The sequence below is a fragment of the Borrelia nietonii YOR genome (assembly GCF_023035795.1).
GTDB lineage: Bacteria > Spirochaetota > Spirochaetia > Borreliales > Borreliaceae > Borrelia > Borrelia hermsii.
Genome location: NZ_CP073153.1, coordinates 14,842 through 34,109, shown reverse-complemented (window position 1 = coordinate 34,109; position 19,268 = coordinate 14,842). Strand labels below are relative to the sequence as shown.

20 protein-coding genes are annotated in these 19,268 nt (G+C 32.4%); 1 reads left to right on the top strand and 19 read right to left on the bottom strand.

The genetic code is table 11. The features are described 5' to 3' along the window. Positions 1-74 precede the first annotated feature (74 nt). From bhYOR_RS05445 to bhYOR_RS05360, 18 genes are all read right to left on the bottom strand, one after another. Positions 75-1,061 (bottom strand): virulence associated lipoprotein, encoded by a 987-nt coding sequence (locus tag bhYOR_RS05445; RefSeq protein ID WP_247088448.1) that lies wholly within the window; start codon positions 1,059-1,061, stop codon positions 75-77. A gap of 241 nt (positions 1,062-1,302) precedes the next feature. After that, on the bottom strand, positions 1,303-2,334 hold the full coding sequence (locus bhYOR_RS05440) for a virulence associated lipoprotein (RefSeq protein WP_247088446.1): 1,032 nt from the start codon (positions 2,332-2,334) through the stop codon (positions 1,303-1,305). 242 nt (positions 2,335-2,576) lie between these two features. Continuing rightward, the gene (locus tag bhYOR_RS05435) at positions 2,577-3,482 is read right to left on the bottom strand and encodes a virulence associated lipoprotein (protein WP_025434268.1); all 906 of its coding nucleotides are present in this window, start codon (positions 3,480-3,482) and stop codon (positions 2,577-2,579) included. 241 nt (positions 3,483-3,723) lie between these two features. Next, positions 3,724-4,659: a virulence associated lipoprotein gene (locus bhYOR_RS05430; RefSeq protein WP_025434269.1), complete on the bottom strand. Its 936-nt coding sequence runs from the start codon at positions 4,657-4,659 to the stop codon at positions 3,724-3,726. 286 nt (positions 4,660-4,945) lie between these two features. Then, complete coding sequence (locus bhYOR_RS05425) at positions 4,946-5,491, bottom strand: virulence associated lipoprotein (RefSeq protein ID WP_281506151.1); 546 nt, start codon at positions 5,489-5,491, stop codon at positions 4,946-4,948. A 137-nt stretch (positions 5,492-5,628) separates the two neighbouring features. Next, positions 5,629-5,877, bottom strand: a complete 249-nt coding sequence (locus bhYOR_RS05420) for a hypothetical protein (RefSeq protein WP_247088442.1) — start codon at positions 5,875-5,877, stop codon at positions 5,629-5,631. Beyond that, positions 5,878-6,072, bottom strand: coding sequence for a hypothetical protein (locus bhYOR_RS05415; RefSeq protein ID WP_247088440.1), 195 nt, complete (start codon positions 6,070-6,072; stop codon positions 5,878-5,880). It lies immediately after the preceding gene. Between the two features lie 251 nt (positions 6,073-6,323). Further along, positions 6,324-6,968 carry a virulence associated lipoprotein gene (locus bhYOR_RS05410; protein WP_247088438.1) on the bottom strand — a complete coding sequence of 215 codons (645 nt, stop codon included), beginning with the start codon at positions 6,966-6,968 and terminating at the stop codon, positions 6,324-6,326. A 32-nt stretch (positions 6,969-7,000) separates the two neighbouring features. Next, positions 7,001-7,204, bottom strand: coding sequence for a hypothetical protein (locus bhYOR_RS05405; RefSeq protein ID WP_247088436.1), 204 nt, complete (start codon positions 7,202-7,204; stop codon positions 7,001-7,003). Further along, positions 7,205-7,396, bottom strand: a complete 192-nt coding sequence (locus bhYOR_RS05400) for a hypothetical protein (protein WP_247088434.1) — start codon at positions 7,394-7,396, stop codon at positions 7,205-7,207. Between the two features lie 240 nt (positions 7,397-7,636). After that, the gene (locus bhYOR_RS05395; protein ID WP_247088432.1) at positions 7,637-9,013 is read right to left on the bottom strand and encodes a virulence associated lipoprotein; all 1,377 of its coding nucleotides are present in this window, start codon (positions 9,011-9,013) and stop codon (positions 7,637-7,639) included. A 225-nt stretch (positions 9,014-9,238) separates the two neighbouring features. Next, positions 9,239-9,865, bottom strand: coding sequence for a CRASP family complement regulator-acquiring lipoprotein (locus tag bhYOR_RS05390; RefSeq protein ID WP_281506150.1), 627 nt, complete (start codon positions 9,863-9,865; stop codon positions 9,239-9,241). A 534-nt stretch (positions 9,866-10,399) separates the two neighbouring features. Further along, positions 10,400-11,344, bottom strand: coding sequence for a virulence associated lipoprotein (locus tag bhYOR_RS05385; protein ID WP_247088430.1), 945 nt, complete (start codon positions 11,342-11,344; stop codon positions 10,400-10,402). 241 nt (positions 11,345-11,585) lie between these two features. Then, positions 11,586-12,539, bottom strand: a complete 954-nt coding sequence (locus bhYOR_RS05380; RefSeq protein WP_025434278.1) for a virulence associated lipoprotein — start codon at positions 12,537-12,539, stop codon at positions 11,586-11,588. A gap of 87 nt (positions 12,540-12,626) precedes the next feature. Beyond that, on the bottom strand, positions 12,627-13,442 hold the full coding sequence (locus bhYOR_RS05375; RefSeq protein ID WP_025400411.1) for a virulence associated lipoprotein: 816 nt from the start codon (positions 13,440-13,442) through the stop codon (positions 12,627-12,629). A gap of 467 nt (positions 13,443-13,909) precedes the next feature. Next, complete coding sequence (locus bhYOR_RS05370; protein WP_025400410.1) at positions 13,910-14,659, bottom strand: CRASP family complement regulator-acquiring lipoprotein; 750 nt, start codon at positions 14,657-14,659, stop codon at positions 13,910-13,912. Between the two features lie 212 nt (positions 14,660-14,871). Continuing rightward, the gene (locus bhYOR_RS05365) at positions 14,872-15,660 is read right to left on the bottom strand and encodes a complement regulator-acquiring protein (protein WP_025400409.1); all 789 of its coding nucleotides are present in this window, start codon (positions 15,658-15,660) and stop codon (positions 14,872-14,874) included. Between the two features lie 363 nt (positions 15,661-16,023). Continuing rightward, entirely contained in the window at positions 16,024-16,884 is an 861-nt protein-coding gene (locus bhYOR_RS05360; RefSeq protein ID WP_276325103.1) for a complement regulator-acquiring protein, read from the bottom strand. Positions 16,885-17,538: 654 nt separating this feature from the next. Between bhYOR_RS05360 and bdr the strand changes: the two genes are divergently transcribed. Beyond that, a complete protein-coding gene (bdr, locus tag bhYOR_RS05355; RefSeq protein WP_025400407.1) occupies positions 17,539-18,009 on the top strand; it encodes a Bdr family repetitive protein in 471 nt (156 codons plus the stop codon). Between the two features lie 144 nt (positions 18,010-18,153). Here the strand turns inward: bdr and bhYOR_RS05350 are convergent, their stop codons facing one another. Continuing rightward, positions 18,154-18,930 (bottom strand): hypothetical protein, encoded by a 777-nt coding sequence (locus tag bhYOR_RS05350; RefSeq protein ID WP_025434277.1) that lies wholly within the window; start codon positions 18,928-18,930, stop codon positions 18,154-18,156. Positions 18,931-19,268: the final 338 nt, after the last annotated feature.

Below are 19,268 nucleotides of genomic sequence, written 5' to 3'. Positions count from 1 at the left end.
AAAAATGTTTCTCCTTATTACAAAATTTAATAACAAATTTATTATGTAATAGATTTATGACCGATGTTTATATCTTATTGAATTTTATTTAAGATACCGGCAATCTCATTAGCTGTATTTATGGCGTTATCGAAGTCGGATTCAGCTGAATCGAATTTGTCTTTTAGGTACTTTTGTATTTCCTCAGCGGTAGCAGTAGTTTTAAGTTGATGTTTAGCGGTACCAATTTTTATGTCCTCATGGTGATCCTTTTCGATTGGAAATATGAATTTTGAGTTAATATTGTTATGTGATGAACGAATTGCTTGAAGATTTGTTCTCAGTGTTTTTATATCATTTAGATCTAGCTTCATGAGCTTATCTTGTTTATTAATTATCGTATTGCATGTTGTTAAGTAGAAAGCTCTAGCATATTCTCTTATCTTATCCACCATATTTGCAAGCTCGGTTTTCATTTGTACATTTTGAGCTGCTACCATTTTGCTGGCAAGTTTCCCAAAAGCTTCAATGTTGAGGTCAATATAATCAAAACCTAGGTACATTTCGCGTCTAGCTGTTTTACTCTCATCATCCTGAGTATTATAAAGTTTTTTCTGTTTTTTAGCATCAGTATACTGAATTACACCGAAGAATTGATTGGCGCCTGAGATGATATAATCTTGTTTACCTTCATTCCAAGTTGTATTAGTATGTGTGTTTATTGTTTGTTTTATTCCTGGAGTAATAAAGCCTATTAAGTAATTGACAATGCGCTGTTTTAGAGCTTCATCCTGTTGGTTTGCAGCTCCGCTGCCAGAATTGCCTGCTGCTGCCCCTCCGACAGGATCAGTTGCCCCGCCGCCGCCAGGATGATTACCCGCACTGCTGTCAGGATCAGTTGCCCCACCGTCAGGATTATCAGGCTTGTCAGTTAGTCCACCAGGCTTAGGTGTAGGAGTGTTTGTAGGAATTTTACCCCCCCCCCCCCCCAATTTTTCAGGTTTTGGGTTGCAAGAAACCAGAGCTAAGAGAGGTATAAACAAACCTGTTAAAATGAATATAATAAAGATCTTGTATTTCAAAATATTCTCCTTATTTTCAAGATTAAACAAATATATTAAATATTTATTGAATATATTTGTTAATATTATTAGCAATAGTATTAATAAATAATAGTTATTATAAAATACTATATATTTATTTAATTTAAATATCAAGATAATATAAGGCTGAAAAAAAGAATAAGGAGAAAAATGTTTCTCCTTATTACAAAATTTAATAACAAATTTATTATGTAATAGATTTATAACCGATATTGATATCTTATTGAATTTTATTTAAGATACCGGCAATCTCATTAGCTGTATCTATGACTGTATTGAATTCGGATTCATTTGAAGTGAATTTGCCGTTTAGATAAGCTTGTATTTCCTCAGCGGTAGCATTACTTTTAAGTGTATGTTTAGCGGTACCAATTTCTATGTTCTTATAGTAATCATTTGTAATTGGCTTTACGAATGCTGAGTAAATCTTTTTTTCTGATGAATTAATTGTTACAAACTTTTCTTCCAGTATTTGTAAATCATTTAGATCCAGTTCCATAAGCTTATCTTTTTTGTTAATTAGCGTATTGTATGCTGTTAAGTAGAAAGCTCTAGCATATTGTCTTATCTTCTTCACCATATTTGCAAGCTCGGTTTTCATTTGTACATTTTGAGCTGCTACCATTTTGCTGGCAAGTTTCCCAAAAGCTTTAATGTCGAGGTCAATATAATCAAAACCTAGGTACATTTCGCGTCTAGCTGCTTTGCTCTCATCATCCTGAGTATTATAAAGTTTTGGTTGCTTCTGAGCATCAGTATACTGAATTACACCGAAGAATTGAGTGGCGCCTGAGATGATATAATCTTGTTTACCTTCATTCCAAGTTGTATTAGTATGTATGTTTATTTTTTGTTTTATTGCTGGAATAATAAAGCTTATTAAGTAATCGATAGTATTCTGTTTTGCAGCTTCGCCGCTAAGATCAGTTACGCCTCCGCCAAGATCAGTTGCGCCTCCGCCAAGATCAGTTACGCCTCCGACAGGATCAGTTGCCCCACCGTTAGGATCAGTTGCTCCGCCGTCAGGATGATTGCCCGCACCGCTGCCAGGATCAATTACCTCACCGTTAGGATCAGTTGCTCCGCCGCCAGGCTTTGGTGGTGGATCTTGCTTGCGTGGATCAGGAGTGTTTGTAGGAAATTTACCCCCCCCCCCCCCCAATTTTTCAGGTTTTGGGTTGCAAGAAACCAGAGCTAAGAGAGGTATAAACAAACCTGTTAAAATGAATACAATAAAGATCTTGTATTTCAAAATATTCTCCTTATTTTCAAGGTTAAACAAATATATTAAATATTTATTGAATATATTTGTTAATATTTATTAGCAGTAGTATTAATAAATAATAGTTATTATAAAATAATATATATTTATTTAATTTAAATATCAAGATAATATAAGGCTGAAAAAAAGAATAAGGAGAAAAATGTTTCTCCTTATTACAAAATTTAATAACAAATTTATTATGTAATATATTTATAGCCGATATTGATATCTTATTGAATTTTATTTAAGATACCGGCAATATCGGGAGCTTCCTTTATGACTGTGTCGAAGTAGGATTCAATTGGAGTGAATTTGCCGTTTAGATAAGCTTGTATTTCCTCAGCGGTAGCATTATCTTGAAGTGTATGTTTAGCGGTACCAATTTCTATGTTCTCATCGTAATTACTGTAGATTGAATATACGAATTTTGAGAAAATATTGCCACTTGCTGAACGAATTGCTTGAAACTTTGTTCCCAGTGTTTCTATATCACTTAGGTCCAGCTCCATAAGCTTATCTTTTTTGTTAATTAGCGGATTGAATGCTGTGAAGTAGAAAGCGCTAGCATATTGTCTTATCTTCTTCACCATATTTGCAAGCTCAGTTTTCATTTGTACATTTTGAGCTGCTGCCATTTTGTTGGCAAGTGCCCCAAAAGCTTTAATGTAGTCTTTCTCATAATCAAAGCCTAGGTACATTTCGCGTCTAGCTGTTTTGCTTTCGTCATTATTGACATTGTATTTTGTTTTTTGACTCTGAGCATTATCATATTCAATTACATCAAATAATTGATTGGCGCCTGAGATGTTATAATCTTCCCCGACCTCATTCCAAGCTGCATTATTATGTAAGTTTATTTTGTCTTTTATTACTTGATGTATAAACTTTATTAAGGTATTGATGATACGCTGTTTTTCAGCTTCATCCTGTTGGTCTGCAGCTCCGCCGTTAGGATCAATTACCTCACCGTTAGGATCAATTACCTCACCGTCAGGATTATCAGGCTTGGGTGTAGGAGTGTTTGCATTTAATTTTACTCCCTCTGTTTTTTCAGGTTTTGGGTTGCAAGAAACCAGAGCTAAGAGAGGTATAAACAAACCTGCTAAAATGAATATAATAAAGATCTTGTATTTCAAAATATTCTCCTTATTTTCAAGGTTAAACAAATATATTAAATATTTATTGAATATATTTGTTAATATTATTAGCAGTAGTATTAATAAATAATAGTTATTATAAAATACTATATATTTATTTAATTTAAATATCAAGATAATATAAGGCTGAAAAAAAGAATAAGGAGAAAAATTTTTCTCCTTATTACAAAATTTAATAACAAATTTATTATGTAATAGATTTATAACCGATGTTTATATCTTATTGAATCTTATTTAAGATACCGGCAACATCGGGAGCTTCCTTTATGATTGCATCGAATTCGGATTCATTTGGAGTGAATTTGTCGTTTAAGTACTTTTGTATTTCCTCAGCGGTAGCAGTAGTTTTAAGTTTATGTTTAGGGTCAGCAGTACCAATTTTTATATTCTTATCGTAATCCTTTTCGATTGAAGATGTGAATGTTGAGTAAATCTTTTTATTTGATGAATTAATTGTTACAAACTTTGCTTTCAGTGTTTGTAAATCACTTAGGTTCAGCTCCATAAGCTTATCTTGTTTTTTAATTAGCGTATTGTATGCTGTTAAGTAGAAAGCTGTACCATATTGTCTTATCTTATCCACCATCTTTGTAAGCTCGGTTTTCATTTGTACATTTTGAGTTGCTACCATTTTATTTGCAAGTCCCCCAAAAGCTTTAATGATGCTTGAAGTATTACGAAGGCCTAGGTACATTTCGCGTCTAGCTGCTTTACTCTCATCATCCTGAGTATTATAAAGTTTTTTCTGTTTTTTAGCATCAGTATATTGAATTACATCAAATAATTGATTGGGAGCTTTCATGTTGTATCTTTGTTCATCTTCATTCCAAGTTGCATCATTATGTGTGTTTATGTTTCTTTTTATTCCTAGATTAATAAGTGCTATTAAGTCATTGATAATAGTTTGTTTTGCAGCTTCATCCTGTTGGTCTGCAGCTCCGCCGTTAGGATCAATTACCTCACCGTTAGGATCAGTTGCTCCGCCGCCAGGCTTTGGTGGTGGATCTTGCTTGCGTGGATCAGGAATGTTTGCCTTTAATTTTGCTCCTAATTTTACTCCCTCTGTTTTTTCAGGTTTTGGGTTGCAAGAAACCAGAGCTAAGAGAGGTAGAAACAAACCTGCTAAAATGAATATAATAAAAATCTTGTATTTCAAAATATTCTCCTTATTTTCAAGATTAAACAAATTTATTGAATAACTTTGTTAATATTATTTGTAATAGCATTGCTATATAATAGTTATTATAAAGTACTATATATTGATTTAAACTAAATATCAATAGGATGAAAAGATAATGAGGGTTAAAACTAATATAATTGTACTAATAATATATTAGTTATATGTATGACATATCTATAAAGACGCAAAAAAAGACTAAGGAGAAGCAGTTCTCCTTAGTACAAATTTATTATGTAATATATTTATAGTCGATATTGATATCTTATTGAATCTTATTTAAGATACCGGCAATCTCATTAGCTGTATTTATGGCGTTATCGAAGTCGGATTCAGCTGAATCGAATTTGTCTTTTAGGTACTTTTGTATTTCCTCAGCGGTAGCAGTAGTTTTAAGTTGATGTTTAGCGGTACCAATTTTTATGTCCTCATGGCAATCCTTTGCGATTGAATATACGAATTTTGAGTTAATATCGCTATTTGATGAATCAATTTCACTAAACCTTTCTTTCAGTATTTGTAAATCACTTAGAGCCAGCTTCATAAGCTTATCTTGTTTGTCATTTAGCGTATTGTATGTTGTTAAATAGTAAGCTTTACTATATTTTCTTATCTTATCCACCATATTTTCGAGATCGGTTTTCATTTGTACATTTTGAGTTGCTACCATTTTGTTGGCAAGTTTCCCAAAAGCTTCAATGTGTGGTGGAGAATAATCAAAACCTAGGTACATTTCGCGTCTAGCTGTTTTACTCTCATCATCCTGAGTATTATAAAGTTTTGGCTGCTTCTGAGCATCAGTATACTGAATTGCGCCGAAGAATTGATTGGCGCCTGAGATGATATAATCTTCTCCGCCCTCATTCCAAGTTGTATTAGTATGTGTGTTTATTGTTTGTTTTATTGCTGGAATAATAAAGCCTATTAAGTAATCGATAATACCCTGTTTTAGAGCTTCATCCTGTTGGTCTGCAGCTCCGCCGCCAGGATGATTGCCCGCACCGCTGCCAGGATCAGTTGCCCTGCCGCCAGGATGATTGCCCGCACCGCTGCCAGGATCAGTTGCCCTGCCGCCAGGATGATTGCCCGCACCGCTGCCAGGATCAGTTGCCCTGCCGCCAGGATGATTGCCCGCACCGCTGCCAGGATCAGTTGCCCTGCCGCCAGGATGATTGCCCGCACCGCTGCCAGGATCAATTACCTCACCGTTAGGATCAGTTGCTCCGCCGCCAGGCTTAGGTGGTGGATCTTGCTTGCGTGGATCAGGAGTGTTTGTAGGAAATTTACCCCCCCCCCCCCCAATTTTTCAGGTTTTGGGTTGCAAGAAACCAGAGCTAAGAGAGGTAGAAACAAACCTGTTAAAATGAATATAATAAAAATCTTGTATTTCAAAATATTCTCCTTATTTTCAAGATAAACAAATATATTAAATATTTATTGAATATATTTGTTAATATTATTAGCAGTAGTATTAATAAATAATAGTTATTATAAAATACTATATATTTATTTAATTTAAATATCAAGATAATATAAGGCTGAAAAAAAAGAATAAGGAGAAAAATTTTTCTCCTTATTACAAAATTTAATAACAAATTTATTATGTAATATATTTATAGCCGATATTGATATCTTATTGAATCTTATTTAAGATACCGGCTAATCTCATTAGCTGTATTTATGGCGTTATCGAAGTCGGATTCAATTGGAGTGAATTTGCCGTTTAGATAAGCTTGTATTTCCTCAGCGGTAGCATTATCTTGAAGTGTATGTTTAGCGGTACCAATTTCTATGTTATTATAATAATCCTTGTGGATTTGAAATACGAATTTTTCGCGAATATTGCTATTTGCTGAATGAATTGTTAGCATCTTGTCTTCCAGTGTTTGTAAATCACTTAGATCTAGCTTCATGAGCTTATCTTGTTTATTAATTATCGTATTGCATGTTGTTAAGTAGAAAGCTCTAGCATATTCTCTTATCTTATCCACCATATTTGCAAGCTCGGTTTTCATTTGTACATTTTGAGTTGCTACCATTTTATTTGCAAGTTTCCCAAAAGCTTTAATGTCGAGGTCATCATAACCAAAGCCTAGGTACATTTCGTGTCTAGCTGCTTTGCTCTCATCATCCTGAGTATTATAAAGTTTTGGCTGCTTCTGAGCATCAGTATACTGAATTACACCGAAGAATTGAGTGGCGCTTGAGATGTTATAATCTTCTCCGCTCTCATTCCAAGTTGCATTATTATGTATGCTTAAGGTGTCTTTTATTCCTTGATGTATCAAGCTGCTTATTAAGTAATTGACAATGTGCTGTTTTAGAGCTTCATCCTGTTGGTCTGCAGCTCCGCCGCCAGGATGATTGCCCGCACTGCTGCCAGGATCAGTTGCCCTGCCGCCAGGATGATTGCCCGCACCGCTGCCAGGATCAGTTGCCCTGCCGCCAGGATGATTGCCCGCACCGCTGCCAGGATCAGTTGCCCTGCCGCCAGGATGATTGCCCGCACCGCTGCCAGGATCAATTACCTCACCGTTAGGATCAGTTGCTCCGCCGCCAGGCTTAGGTGGTGGATCTTGCTTGCGTGGATCAGGAGTGTTTGTAGGAAATTTACCCCCCCCCCCAATTTTTCAGGTTTTGGGTTGCAAGAAACCAGAGCTAAGAGAGGTATAAACAAACCTGTTAAAATGAATATAATAAAGATCTTGTATTTCAAAATATTCTCCTTATTTTCAAGATAAACAAATATATTAAATATTTATTGAATATATTTGTTAATATTATTAGCAGTAGTATTAATAAATAATAGTTATTATAAAATACTATATATTTATTTAATTTAAATATCAAGATAATATAAGGCTGAAAAAAAGAATAAGGAGAAAAATGTTTCTCCTTATTACAAAATTTAATAACAAATTTATTATGTAATAGATTTATAACCGATGTTTATATCTTATTGAATCTTATTTAAGATACCGGCAATCTCATTAGCTGTATTTATGGCGTTATCGAAGTCGGATTCAGCTGAATCGAATTTGTCTTTTAGGTACTTTTGTATTTCCTCAGCGGTAGCAGTAGTTTTAAGTTGATGTTTAGCGGTACCAATTTTTATGTCCTCATGGCAATCCTTTGCGATTGAATATACGAATTTTGAGTTAATATCGCTATTTGATGAATCAATTTCACTAAACCTTTCTTTCAGTATTTGTAAATCACTTAGAGCCAGCTTCATAAGCTTATCTTGTTTGTCATTTAGCGTATTGTATGTTGTTAAATAGTAAGCTTTACTATATTTTCTTATCTTATCCACCATATTTTCGAGATCAGTTTTCATTTGTACATTTTGAGCTGCTACCATTTTGTTGGCAAGTTTCCCAAAAGCTTCAATGTGTGGTGGAGAATAACCAAAACCTAGGTACATTTCGCGTCTAGCTGTTTTACTCTCATCATCCTGAGTATTATAAAGTTTTGGCTGCTTCTGAGCATCAGTATACTGAATTGCGCCGAAGAATTGATTGGCTCCTGAGATGTTATAATCTTCTCCGCCCTCATTCCAAGTTGCATCATTATGTATGTTTATTTTGGTTTTTATTGCTGGAATAATAAAGTCTATTAAGTAATCGATAATACCCTGTTTTAGAGCTTCATCCTGTTGGTCTGCAGCTCCGCCGCCAGGATGATTGCCCGCACTGCTGCCAGGATCAGTTGCCCCACCGCTAGGACCATTTGCCCCTCCGACAGGATCAGTTGCCCCACCGTCAGGATCAGTTGCTCCGCCGCCAGGATGATTGCCCGCACTGCTGCCAGGATCAGTTGCCCCACCGCTAGGACCATTTGCCCCTCCGACAGGATCAGTTGCCCCACCGTCAGGATCAGTTGCTCCGCCGCCAGGATGATTGCCCGCACTGCTGCCAGGATCAGTTGCCCCACCGCTAGGACCATTTGCCCCTCCGCCAGGATGATTGCCCGCACTGCTGCCAGGATCAGTTGCCCCACCGCTAGGACCATTTGCCCCTCCGCCAGGATGATTGCCCGCACCGCTGCCAGGATCAGTTGCCCCACCGCTAGGACCATTTGCCCCTCCGCCAGGATGATTGCCCGCACCGCTGCCAGGATCAATTACCTCACCGTTAGGATCAATTACCTCACCGTTAGGATCAGTTGCTCCGCCGCCAGGCTTAGGTGGTGGATCTTGCTTGCGTGGATCAGGAGTGTTTGTAGGAAATTTACCCCCCCCCAATTTTTCGGGTTTTGGGTTGCAAGAAACCAGAGCTAAGAGCGGTATAAACAAACCTGCTAAAATGAATATAATAAAAATCTTGTATTTCAAAATATTCTCCTTATTTTCAAGATAAACAAATATATTAAATATTTATTGAATATATTTGTTAATATTATTAGCAATAGTATTAATAAATAATAGTTATTATAAAATAATATATATTTATTTAATTTAAATATCAAGATAATATAAGGCTGAAAAAAAGACTAAGGAGAAGTAGTTCTCCTTAGTACAAATTTATTATGTAATATATTTATAACCGATGTTTATATCTTATTGAATTTTATTTAAGATACCAGCAACATCGAGAGCTTCCTTTATGATTGCATCGAAGTCGGATTCAACTGAAGTGAATTTGCCGTTTAGGTAATCTTGTATTTCCTCAGCGGTAGCATTATCTTGAAGTGTATGTTTAGCAGTACCAACTTCTATGTTCTTATCGTGATCATCGTAGATTGAATATGCGAATTCTGAGTAAATCTTTTTATCTGATGAATTAATTGTTTTAAACTTTGCTTTCAGTGTTTGTAAATCATTTAGATCCAGCTCCATAAGCTTATCTTGTTTGTCAGTTAGCGTATTGTATGCTGTTAAGTAGAAAGCTGTACCATATTGTCTTATCTTATCCACCATATTTTCGAGATCAGTTTTCATTTGTACATTTTGAGCTGCTACCATTTTATTTGCAAGTGCCCCAAAAGCTTTAATGATGCGTGAAATATTACGAAGGCCTAGGTACATTTCGCGTCTAGCTGTTTTGCTCTCATCATCTTGAGTATTATAAAGTTTTGGCTGTTTCTGAGCATCGGTATACTGAATTACACCAAATAATTGATTGGAAGCTTTAATGTTGTATTTTTGTTTATCTTCATTCCAAGTTGCATTATTATGTGTGGTTATGTTTCTTTTGATTCCTAGATTAATAAGTGCTATTAAGTCATTGACAATACGTTGTTTTTGTTGGTCTGCAGTTTCGACAGGCTTAGGTGGATCTTGCTTGCGTGGATCAGGAGTGTTTGTAGGAATTTTACCCCCCCCCCCCCCCCAATTTTTCAGGTTTTGGGTTGCAAGAAACCAGAGCTAAGAGTGGTATAAACAAACCTGTTAAAATGAATATAATAAAGATCTTGTATTTCAAAATATTCTCCTTATTTTCAAGATTAAACAAATATATTAAATATTTATTGAATATATTTATTAATAGTATTAGCAATAGTATTAATAAATAATCATTATTATAAAGTATTATATATTTATTTGGTTTAAATATCAATAGGATGAAAAGATAATGAGGGTTAAAACTAATATAATTGTAGTAATAATATATTAGTTATATGTATGACATATCTATAAAGACGCAAAAAAAGACTAAGGAGAAGTGGTTCTCCTTAGTACAAATTTATTATGTAATATATTTATAGTCGATATTATGTCTTATTGAATTTTATTTAAGATACCGGCAATCTCATTAGCTGTATTTATGGCTTTATCGAAGTCGGATTCAGCTGAATCGAATTTGTCTTTTAGGTACTTTTGTATTTCCTCAGCGGTAGCAGTAGTTTTAAGTTGATGTTTAGCGGTACCAATTTTTATGTCCTCATGGTAATCCTTTTGGATTGAAGATATGATTGAGTTAATACCGTTATTTGCTGAATGAATTGCTTGAAGCTTTGTTCTCAGTGTTTCTATATCATTTAGATCTAGCTTCATAAGCTTATCTTGTTTGTCATTTAGCGTATTGTATGCTGTTAAATAGTAAGCTCTAGCATATTGTCTTATCTTATCCACCATATTTGCAAGCTCGGTTTTCATTTGTACATTTTTAGTTGCTGCCATTTTGTTGGCAAGTTTCCCAAAAGCTTCAATGTATGGTGGAAAATAACCAAAACCTAGGTACATTTCGCGTCTAGCTGTTTTACTCTCATCATCCTGAGTATTATAAAGTTTTTTCTGTTTTTTAGCATCAGTATACTGAATTACACCGAAGAATTGAGTGGCGCCTGAGATGATATAATCTTGTTTACCTTCATTCCAAGTTGTATTAGTATGTATATTTATTGTTTGTTTTATTGCTGGAATAATAAAGTCTATTAAGTAATCGATAATACCCTGTTTTAGAGCTTCATCCTGTTGGTCTGCAGCTCCGCCGTTAGGATCAATTACCTCACCGTTAGGATCAATTACCTCACCGTTAGGATCAATTACCTCACCGTTAGGATCAATTACCTCACCGTCAGGATTATCAGGCTTGGGTGTAGGAGTGTTTGCATTTAATTTTACTCCCTCTGTTTTTTCAGGTTTTGGGTTGCAAGAAACCAGAGCTAAGAGAGGTATAAACAAACCTGCTAAAATGAATATAATAAAGATCTTGTATTTCAAAATATTCTCCTTATTTTCAAGGTTAAACAAATATATTAAATATTTATTGAATATATTTGTTAATATTATTAGCAGTAGTATTAATAAATAATAGTTATTATAAAATACTATATATTTATTTAATTTAAATATCAAGATAATATAAGGCTGAAAAAAAGAATAAGGAGAAACATTTTTCTCCTTAGTACAAAATTTAATAACAAAATTTATTATGTAATAGATTTATAGTCGATATTATGTCTTATTGAATCTTATTTAAGATACCGGTAATCTTGGTAGCTTCATTTATGATTGTATCGAAGTCGGATTCAGCTGGAGTGAATTTGTCTTTTAGATAATCTTGTATTTCCTCAGCGGTAGCATTATCTTGAAGTGTATGTTTAGGGTCAGCAGTACCAACTTCTATGTTAAGATTGTAATCATTGGAGATTGAATTTGTGAAATTATATGAAATAGTGCTCTTTGTTGTATGAATTGCATCAAACCTTGCTTTCAGTATTTGTAAATCACTTAGAGCCAGCTCCATAAGCTTATCTTTTTTGTTAATTAGCGTATTGAATGCTATTAAATAGTAAGCTCTAGCATATTGTCTTATCTTATCCACCATATTTTCGAGTTCAGTTTCCATTTGTACATTTTTAGTTGCTGCCATTTTGCTGGCAAGTTTCCCAAAAGCTTCAATGGCGAGGTCATCATAACCAAATCCTAGGTACATTTCGCGTCTAGCTGTTTTACTCTCATCATCCTGAGTATTATAAAGTTTTTTCTGTTTTTTAGCATCAGTATACTGAATTGCGCCGAAGAATTGAGTGGCGCCTGAGATGTTATAATTTTGTGTACCCTCATTCCAAGTTGCATTATTATGTGTGTTTATGTTTCTTTTTATTGATGGAATAATAAGTGGTGTTAAGTCATTGATAATAGTTTGTTTTGCAGCTTCATCCTGTTGGTCTGCAGCTCCGCCGTTAGGATCAATTACCTCACCGTTAGGATCAATTACCTCACCGTTAGGATCAGTTGCTCCGCCGCCAGGCTTAGGTGGATCTTGCTTGCGTGGATCAGGAATGTTTGCCTTTAATTTTGCTCCTAATTTTACTCCCTCTGTTTTTTCAGGTTTTGGGTTGCAAGAAACCAGAGCTAAGAGAGGTATAAACAAACCTGTTAAAATACATATAGTAAAGATCTTGTATTTCAAGATATACTCCTTTTTTAAAGAAAACAAGGAGAAGAGTATTCCTTATCCTTGTTTTATAATAAATTTTATATCCGATATTTATATATCTTATTGAATCTTATTTAAGATTGTAATAATTTCGGGAACTTCTTTTTTTACTGCATTTAAGTCAGGTATAAAGCTATTTTTTTTGTCTTCTAAGTACTGTTTTATTTCCTCAGCGGTAGCAGTAGTTTTAATTTTATTTTTATTAGGGGAAACGGTACCAATTTCTATATCATTATCGTAGTCCTCTTTGATTACATCTGCTGCACTTTTAAGATTTGTTTTTGATGCTAGAAGTATATGGAACTTTGTTTTCAGTATTTTTAGATCACTTAGAGTCAGTTCCATAAGCTTATCTTTTTTGCTAGTTAGCGTATTGAATGCTGTTAAGTAGGAATCCTTAGCATATTTTCTCATCTTATCTACAATCTTCTCTAGAATACCCTTCATTTCTGGAGGTGCTGCTTGAGCTGTCATTTTGTTGGCAAGTGCCCCAAAAGTTTTAATGTAGTCTTTCTCATAAGCAAAGGCTAGGTACATTTCTCGTCTAGCTGCTTTGCTCTCATCATTATTGACATTATATTTTGTTTTTTGACCCTGAGCATTATCATATTCAATTGTATCAAATAATTGATTGGCACCTGAGATGTCATAAGCTTCTCCGGCCTCATCCCAAGCTGTATCATTATGTGTGTTTAGTTCTGTTTCTACTTGTTGAGCTTTTGCTGTTAAGTCATCAATAATAGCCTGTTTTGCAGCTTTTTCCTGTTGGGCTGTGTCGACTGGTGCTGCATGATCTCCCTTCCTCTTTGAATTTTGATCACAGCCCAGTAAAATCAAACCTGTTAAAATACATATAATAAAAACCTTGTTTTTCAAAATATTCTCCTTATTTGCAAGATTAAACAAAGTTATCAACATTACTTACAAGAGTATTAGTTAATAATTGTTATTATGTGATATTATATATTCATTTGATTTAAATATCAAGATGATAAGAGTAAATAATATTATTGTAATCATATTGTAATAATATTATTTATATGTATAACAATATAATTGTTCTTTATATAAATGATTATGCTAGTTGAATTTTGATGTTAAATGTTGTTTAGAGTGCCATTAAATGGTACAAATAAAATTGAATAAATAAAACGTACAAATACCCAAATGTGTTAAATATCCGAATAACACTTGCTGCCCTGTAAATTTCTTAAATGTAAATTCTTACGCTCAGTAAGAAGAAAAGAATACCTTTTCTTCATCATCATCATCATCATCTTCTTCTTCTTCTTCTTCTTCGTTATTTGAAATGTAATTTATGTTAAATATATGTTACATAATGTTTATATTTTGCCTAAGATTGAGCTAATGTCTTTACATATGTAGTCGATTGTAATAGCTGCATATGTAAGTTGTTCAGGATATTTATTATCGACAGTCAGGTATTTTATTAAATTAGCGATGCTACCTGTTTTAATATTATTCTGATTATTATTGAAATCATTTTTTATCTTGAGCAGCATATTTTTAATCTGTTGTTTTTTATTTTCAAGTGTTTTGAATTTATTTGTAAGTTTTTTTAAGTCACGAAGGCTTAAAGAGGTAAGTTTATCTCTTTTGTTAATTAGTGGTGTGAATGCAACTAAAAAATAATTTCTAGCATATTGCCTTACTTGGTTTATGACCATATTTAGGTGTTGAATGTCTTGATTACTGCCTTTAATAGCACCATCTGCTAATTTGTTGGCAATTGTTCCAAATTCTCTAATGGAGTTTGTGTGATACTCGAAGGCTAAATAAATTTCTCTCCTGGTAAATTTATTATCCTTATATTTTTTGTTATTATCAGTGGTAATGACATCAAATAATTGATTTGTTCCTTTCATGTCAAATTGAGTGTTATCCTCGACCCATTTATCATTGATGTGTATATTGAGTATGTGTTTAATATTATCAGCTTGGCTTATCAGCTTATCTATTAGAATTTTGGTCTTTCTATTTATTGTCTCATTAGGAACTGGTTTAAGGTTTGGATTGCAGGCAATTAGAATAAAGGTTATGAAAATTAATGATGCAAAAAAATAATTTTTCAAAGTGTTCTCCTTGTTTTTAAAATTGAATACAGTGTTTGTTTATAACAATGCTTATTATTAATTGATAATCATTATTTATTAATAGTATGTATTTATTATATTGATTTGATTTTGAATATCAATAGGAAAAGCAATAGGAATATCAATAGGAAAAGTTAAATAATCAGGTTATTATTTGAAATATGTAATATATCTTTTCTTAACCCCATCGTTTATCTAAGTTCTTTTAAGATTATTGCAATGTTACTACTTATTGTATCAATTTTATTAATTGCGGTTGTAAAGTTCGATCTATAGTTATGAGTTATGTGGGATATGATTTTGGTTTTGTTAGTTCTAATGTTATTTTTATCATTAATGTAATCATTGGTAAGATTTTTTACAGTTTGTTTCCAATGATTTCTTATCCTTTCAAGAATATCAAATGCTTCTTTAAGGAAGAGGAGGGCATTAAGATTTAAAGATTCAAGTTGATCCTTTTTATTAATGAGTACTGTGAATGCAAGTTCAAAATAGTTGGAAGAGTATATTATTGCTGCATTTGCGATCTTGGTAAGCAGCGTATTGTTTCTTTGAGTAATAGTTGCTGTTATTTGGTTAAGAATTGTCCCGAAGTTTTTAATTGTTTTATCATCGTATTCCAAAGCTAAATAGAATTGCCTTCTAACCGACTTATTTATATTATTACTTACTTTTTGAGTATTTGCCTTATTGTCAATCATATCAAATGCCTTGCCATTTCCTTTCATTCCAAATTGAGTACTATCTTCGATCCAGGCATCATTATTGTGTATATCTAATATGGGTTTAATATTGGAAGCTTTTTTTCTTAGCTCATTTATTAAAGCATTTTTAAGTTTTTCTATCGCTTCTGGCTCTAAGCTATCAAGAAAGTTGCGCAAGCCTATTATTCCTGTTTTTGGAAATAAATCAAGATCTGAGTTGCAAGTAGTTAGAGTAAAAATTATTATAAAAGGAATGACAAAAAAATAGATTTTCAAAATATTCCCCTTATTTTTAAGATTTAATAACTTATGGTTTATAACCATTAAATAATAGCAATTAAATATTATTTATTAAATAATAGCTATAAATAATATTATACACGTATATCTGTGTAGTAATGCTATTGTCAAGATGGTATGTATTGTGTTAAGGGATTATTTTAAAGTTTTACTTTAAGACAGTTATAGATTGTTGTATGTCTTAAAGAGAAAAGAACTATCATAGTTACATCTTCTTTATTGAATTTAAGTAAAAATTTTAAGCATGAAGGTAAAAAATAAAAGCAGAAAAGAGGATACCTTCTCTTCTGCAGTTTATAAATTCATTATTGTCATTATTGTAATGTTTAATATAGATTGCTAATTTATTTTTTTTAAAATTTTGTTAATATCACCAGCTAGTATGCCGATTGCAGGGATTTTCTTTTGAAGTATGTTGCCATATTTTTCTTTTATATGTTCAATTAATTTTTTGCTATCAGTTTTAATTCCATCCCTGTCATCATCATAATCCTTGATGATACTATCTACTGTGTTTTGCCACAGTAATTTTACTTTTTCAATTGCATCAAGTTTAATTTTAATTGTTCTTAAATCTTGAAGGGCCAGAGAATCAAACTTGTTTTGAGCTTCTTTTATTTTATCGATTACCCGTTCAAATAAGAATTGCGAGTAAGCTCTTCCTGCATTTGTGATGTCTATGTGTAATTGTCCCCTATTGGTACCATCAGATGTTATTTGATTAAGAATGATCCCAATCTTTCTAATTTTTTCTCCGTCGTAATTTAGAGATGAATAGAATTGTCTTCTGTTATTTTGACTTTCAGGATCATTGTAAGCTTTCTGACTAGGATTGCCTATGATGATTTTAAATGCTCCATTTTTCATCCCAAATTGATCCGCAGGCTCATTCTTTTGAGTATTTGTTTTGTCTATCTCTATTAAAACCGTGGCATTTTGAATCTGTTCTCTTAAAGATTTTATTAACATTTGTTTTGCTTTTTTTTCAGCTTCTTCTTTGCATTTTTTTTGTATCTGTGTCTGTGGTGATGATATGTCATCTCTTTGCGTTGACTGTGTCCAATTTGGTTGATCCTTGTGATGCAATCCTTTTGTTCTTTGCTCGTTAAGGTCTGATTTGCAAGCGGTAAAAATTATTAGAAAATACATGATTAAAAAATAGTTTTTCAAAATATTCTCCTTGCTTGTAAAATTTAACAAATATTAATTAATATTTTATCAAATAATATTAATTATTATTTGATATTACATGTAATTTACATTATATATTATTTAATATTATATATAATATTAAATTTAAATATCAAGATGGGGGAGGTATAATATTCATTATAGGTAATGTTTATTCAATAATTGATGTTTAGTAATATGTAGTATTCATTTTATAATTTTTATTTGTCACTTGGATTATTCTATATGTAGTTATTCGTCATTGGAATAAGGAATGACTGGCTTAAATTTGTAATGATTGATTATAAAATAAGTCCTGATATTTAGAATTTAAATGCAGGCAACTAAAGTTAGGGTTATTAGAGTCGATATAATGAAGGAATTACGTTTTATAATAATTTTCCTTTTTGTCAAATTAGACAATTAATAATCTCTTAAATATAGCTATCATGGTATATTGTATAATTCGTATTGCATATTGTTGGAATATAAGTGCAATTTAAAAAGGAATAAGTTATTACATTAATGATAGCTAGTTAAGTGTAATGTTGACTTTATGGTCTATTGATACCCGTAATTGTTTTGTAGTTAATGCTAACTTGGTGTAGTTTATTTGGTTTTAAAGATGATTTTTTATTGATTATTTATCTAGATTTTAAAGTATCATAGATTAGGGGCGTGTTTATGCAGAATGTAAAGGTTAAGGATAATCCTTACATCACAGAAAAGCGAATTTATAGTGAGTTTGTTAAGATAGGTATGCATAAAGCTATTGCGCTTGATTTGTCAAAGCGTTATTATCATAATGAGCTTACGTATAAAGACTTAGAAAATTTAGAGAGAAATTTTAATCTTAAGATAGAAAACTTCGAGAAACAATTTAATGTTAAATTTACTTATCTAGAAGATAAGATAGATAATGTAAAGGCAGAGCTTAATATTAAAATAGATAATGCAAAAGCAGAACTTAATACCAAGATAGATAACGTAGAGAAAAACTTAAATTTAAAATTTGATTATCTAAATGATAAAATAGATGTTTCAGTTAAGGCATTAAATGAAAATATAAAAGAGACAAATAATCTTGTTAGATGGGTATTTGGTTTTACTTTTGTTATTGCAATTACTATAATAGCAGGTTTTATTTTCAAATAGATCTGATAATTACATGTTTGTTCATGACCAGAAATACTCAAGTTGCCTAAACAAAGGTTTATACGCTTATTAAAAATATAATATATACCAAAATAATGTCATAAAGACATTTTCTTAGTATATCGTTAATGATATTCAAATTGATTAATAATTGCTATTAAAACATAGCTCAATTATTCCTGCTGCAGTGCTTATAGAGTCGGCAGCCTCTTTTAGAGATGTCAAAGCTTCTTTAAGATTACTTGGAGCTTGGTCTAAATTATCGCTTAACTCATCATAGACACCATTAAAAAAATATCTACTTACATTTGTCATAATAATCCTTATGTATGCTTTCGTGTGAGCTCCAGATTCATTGATATAAATTTGTAAGCTTGGATTATGTGTATTGAATTGCTTTATTGTCTTTTTGATCTCTAGTTCTCTACTATTATGAGTTGTCCTGGTAGCTATGTCTAATAACTTATCCAGTAAAGTTAGCATTTTTATCCCACTATCTATGTTACTCTTGACGGCATTTGCTACAGGACCATTGTATCCTGCATTTAATAATGCCTTGAATGCTATTTCAATCTTTTCAGCAGAATTTTTAATTGCTTTAATAAGATTTGGGATATCATTTACTTCTAATTTTGCTTTACCTGTAGTTTTTTTAAAATGATCAATTCCCTTTTTAGAGTCTTCAGATTTTGATTTTGCCCCGGCAGCAATTTTAGCGAGCTCTTCTGTACTTAAAGCCTTAATCTTAGTTATTTCTAATCCTGTAAGTTTACTTACTTGTTCGGTAGTAGATTCTTCTACAGATTTTGCGGTTTCTTTTGCAATTTTAGCATCACTTTTTGCATTCAGCCTGTTATTATCTGATTTACAATTGATCGTTAGTAGCAATGCTGCGATACTGATTATTTTTACATACCCCATATAATATCTCCTTTTACAAAAAATATACTTCATAAATCTGATAGCACTTGATAAACGTTTATTAAAGTGGGCTTTACCTAAATTGGTTTAACCTTTAGATTTTGTTTATTCTTGATCTCAGTTTGAGTGTTGTTAGTCTTTTAATTTGATTAGAATGTTGCGTTTTGATGTAATGAAATAAGTTTAAAAATGAATAATATAATTAGTGATTCTGTTAATTTGATGTGTGTTATTTAGATTAATACTTTATATAAAGTTGGATATACGTGTAAGAGGGCATTTATGCTTTTAAGAAATGGTTGAAAAAAAGCCCCCTTGGTAAAGGGGACATTTAAAAG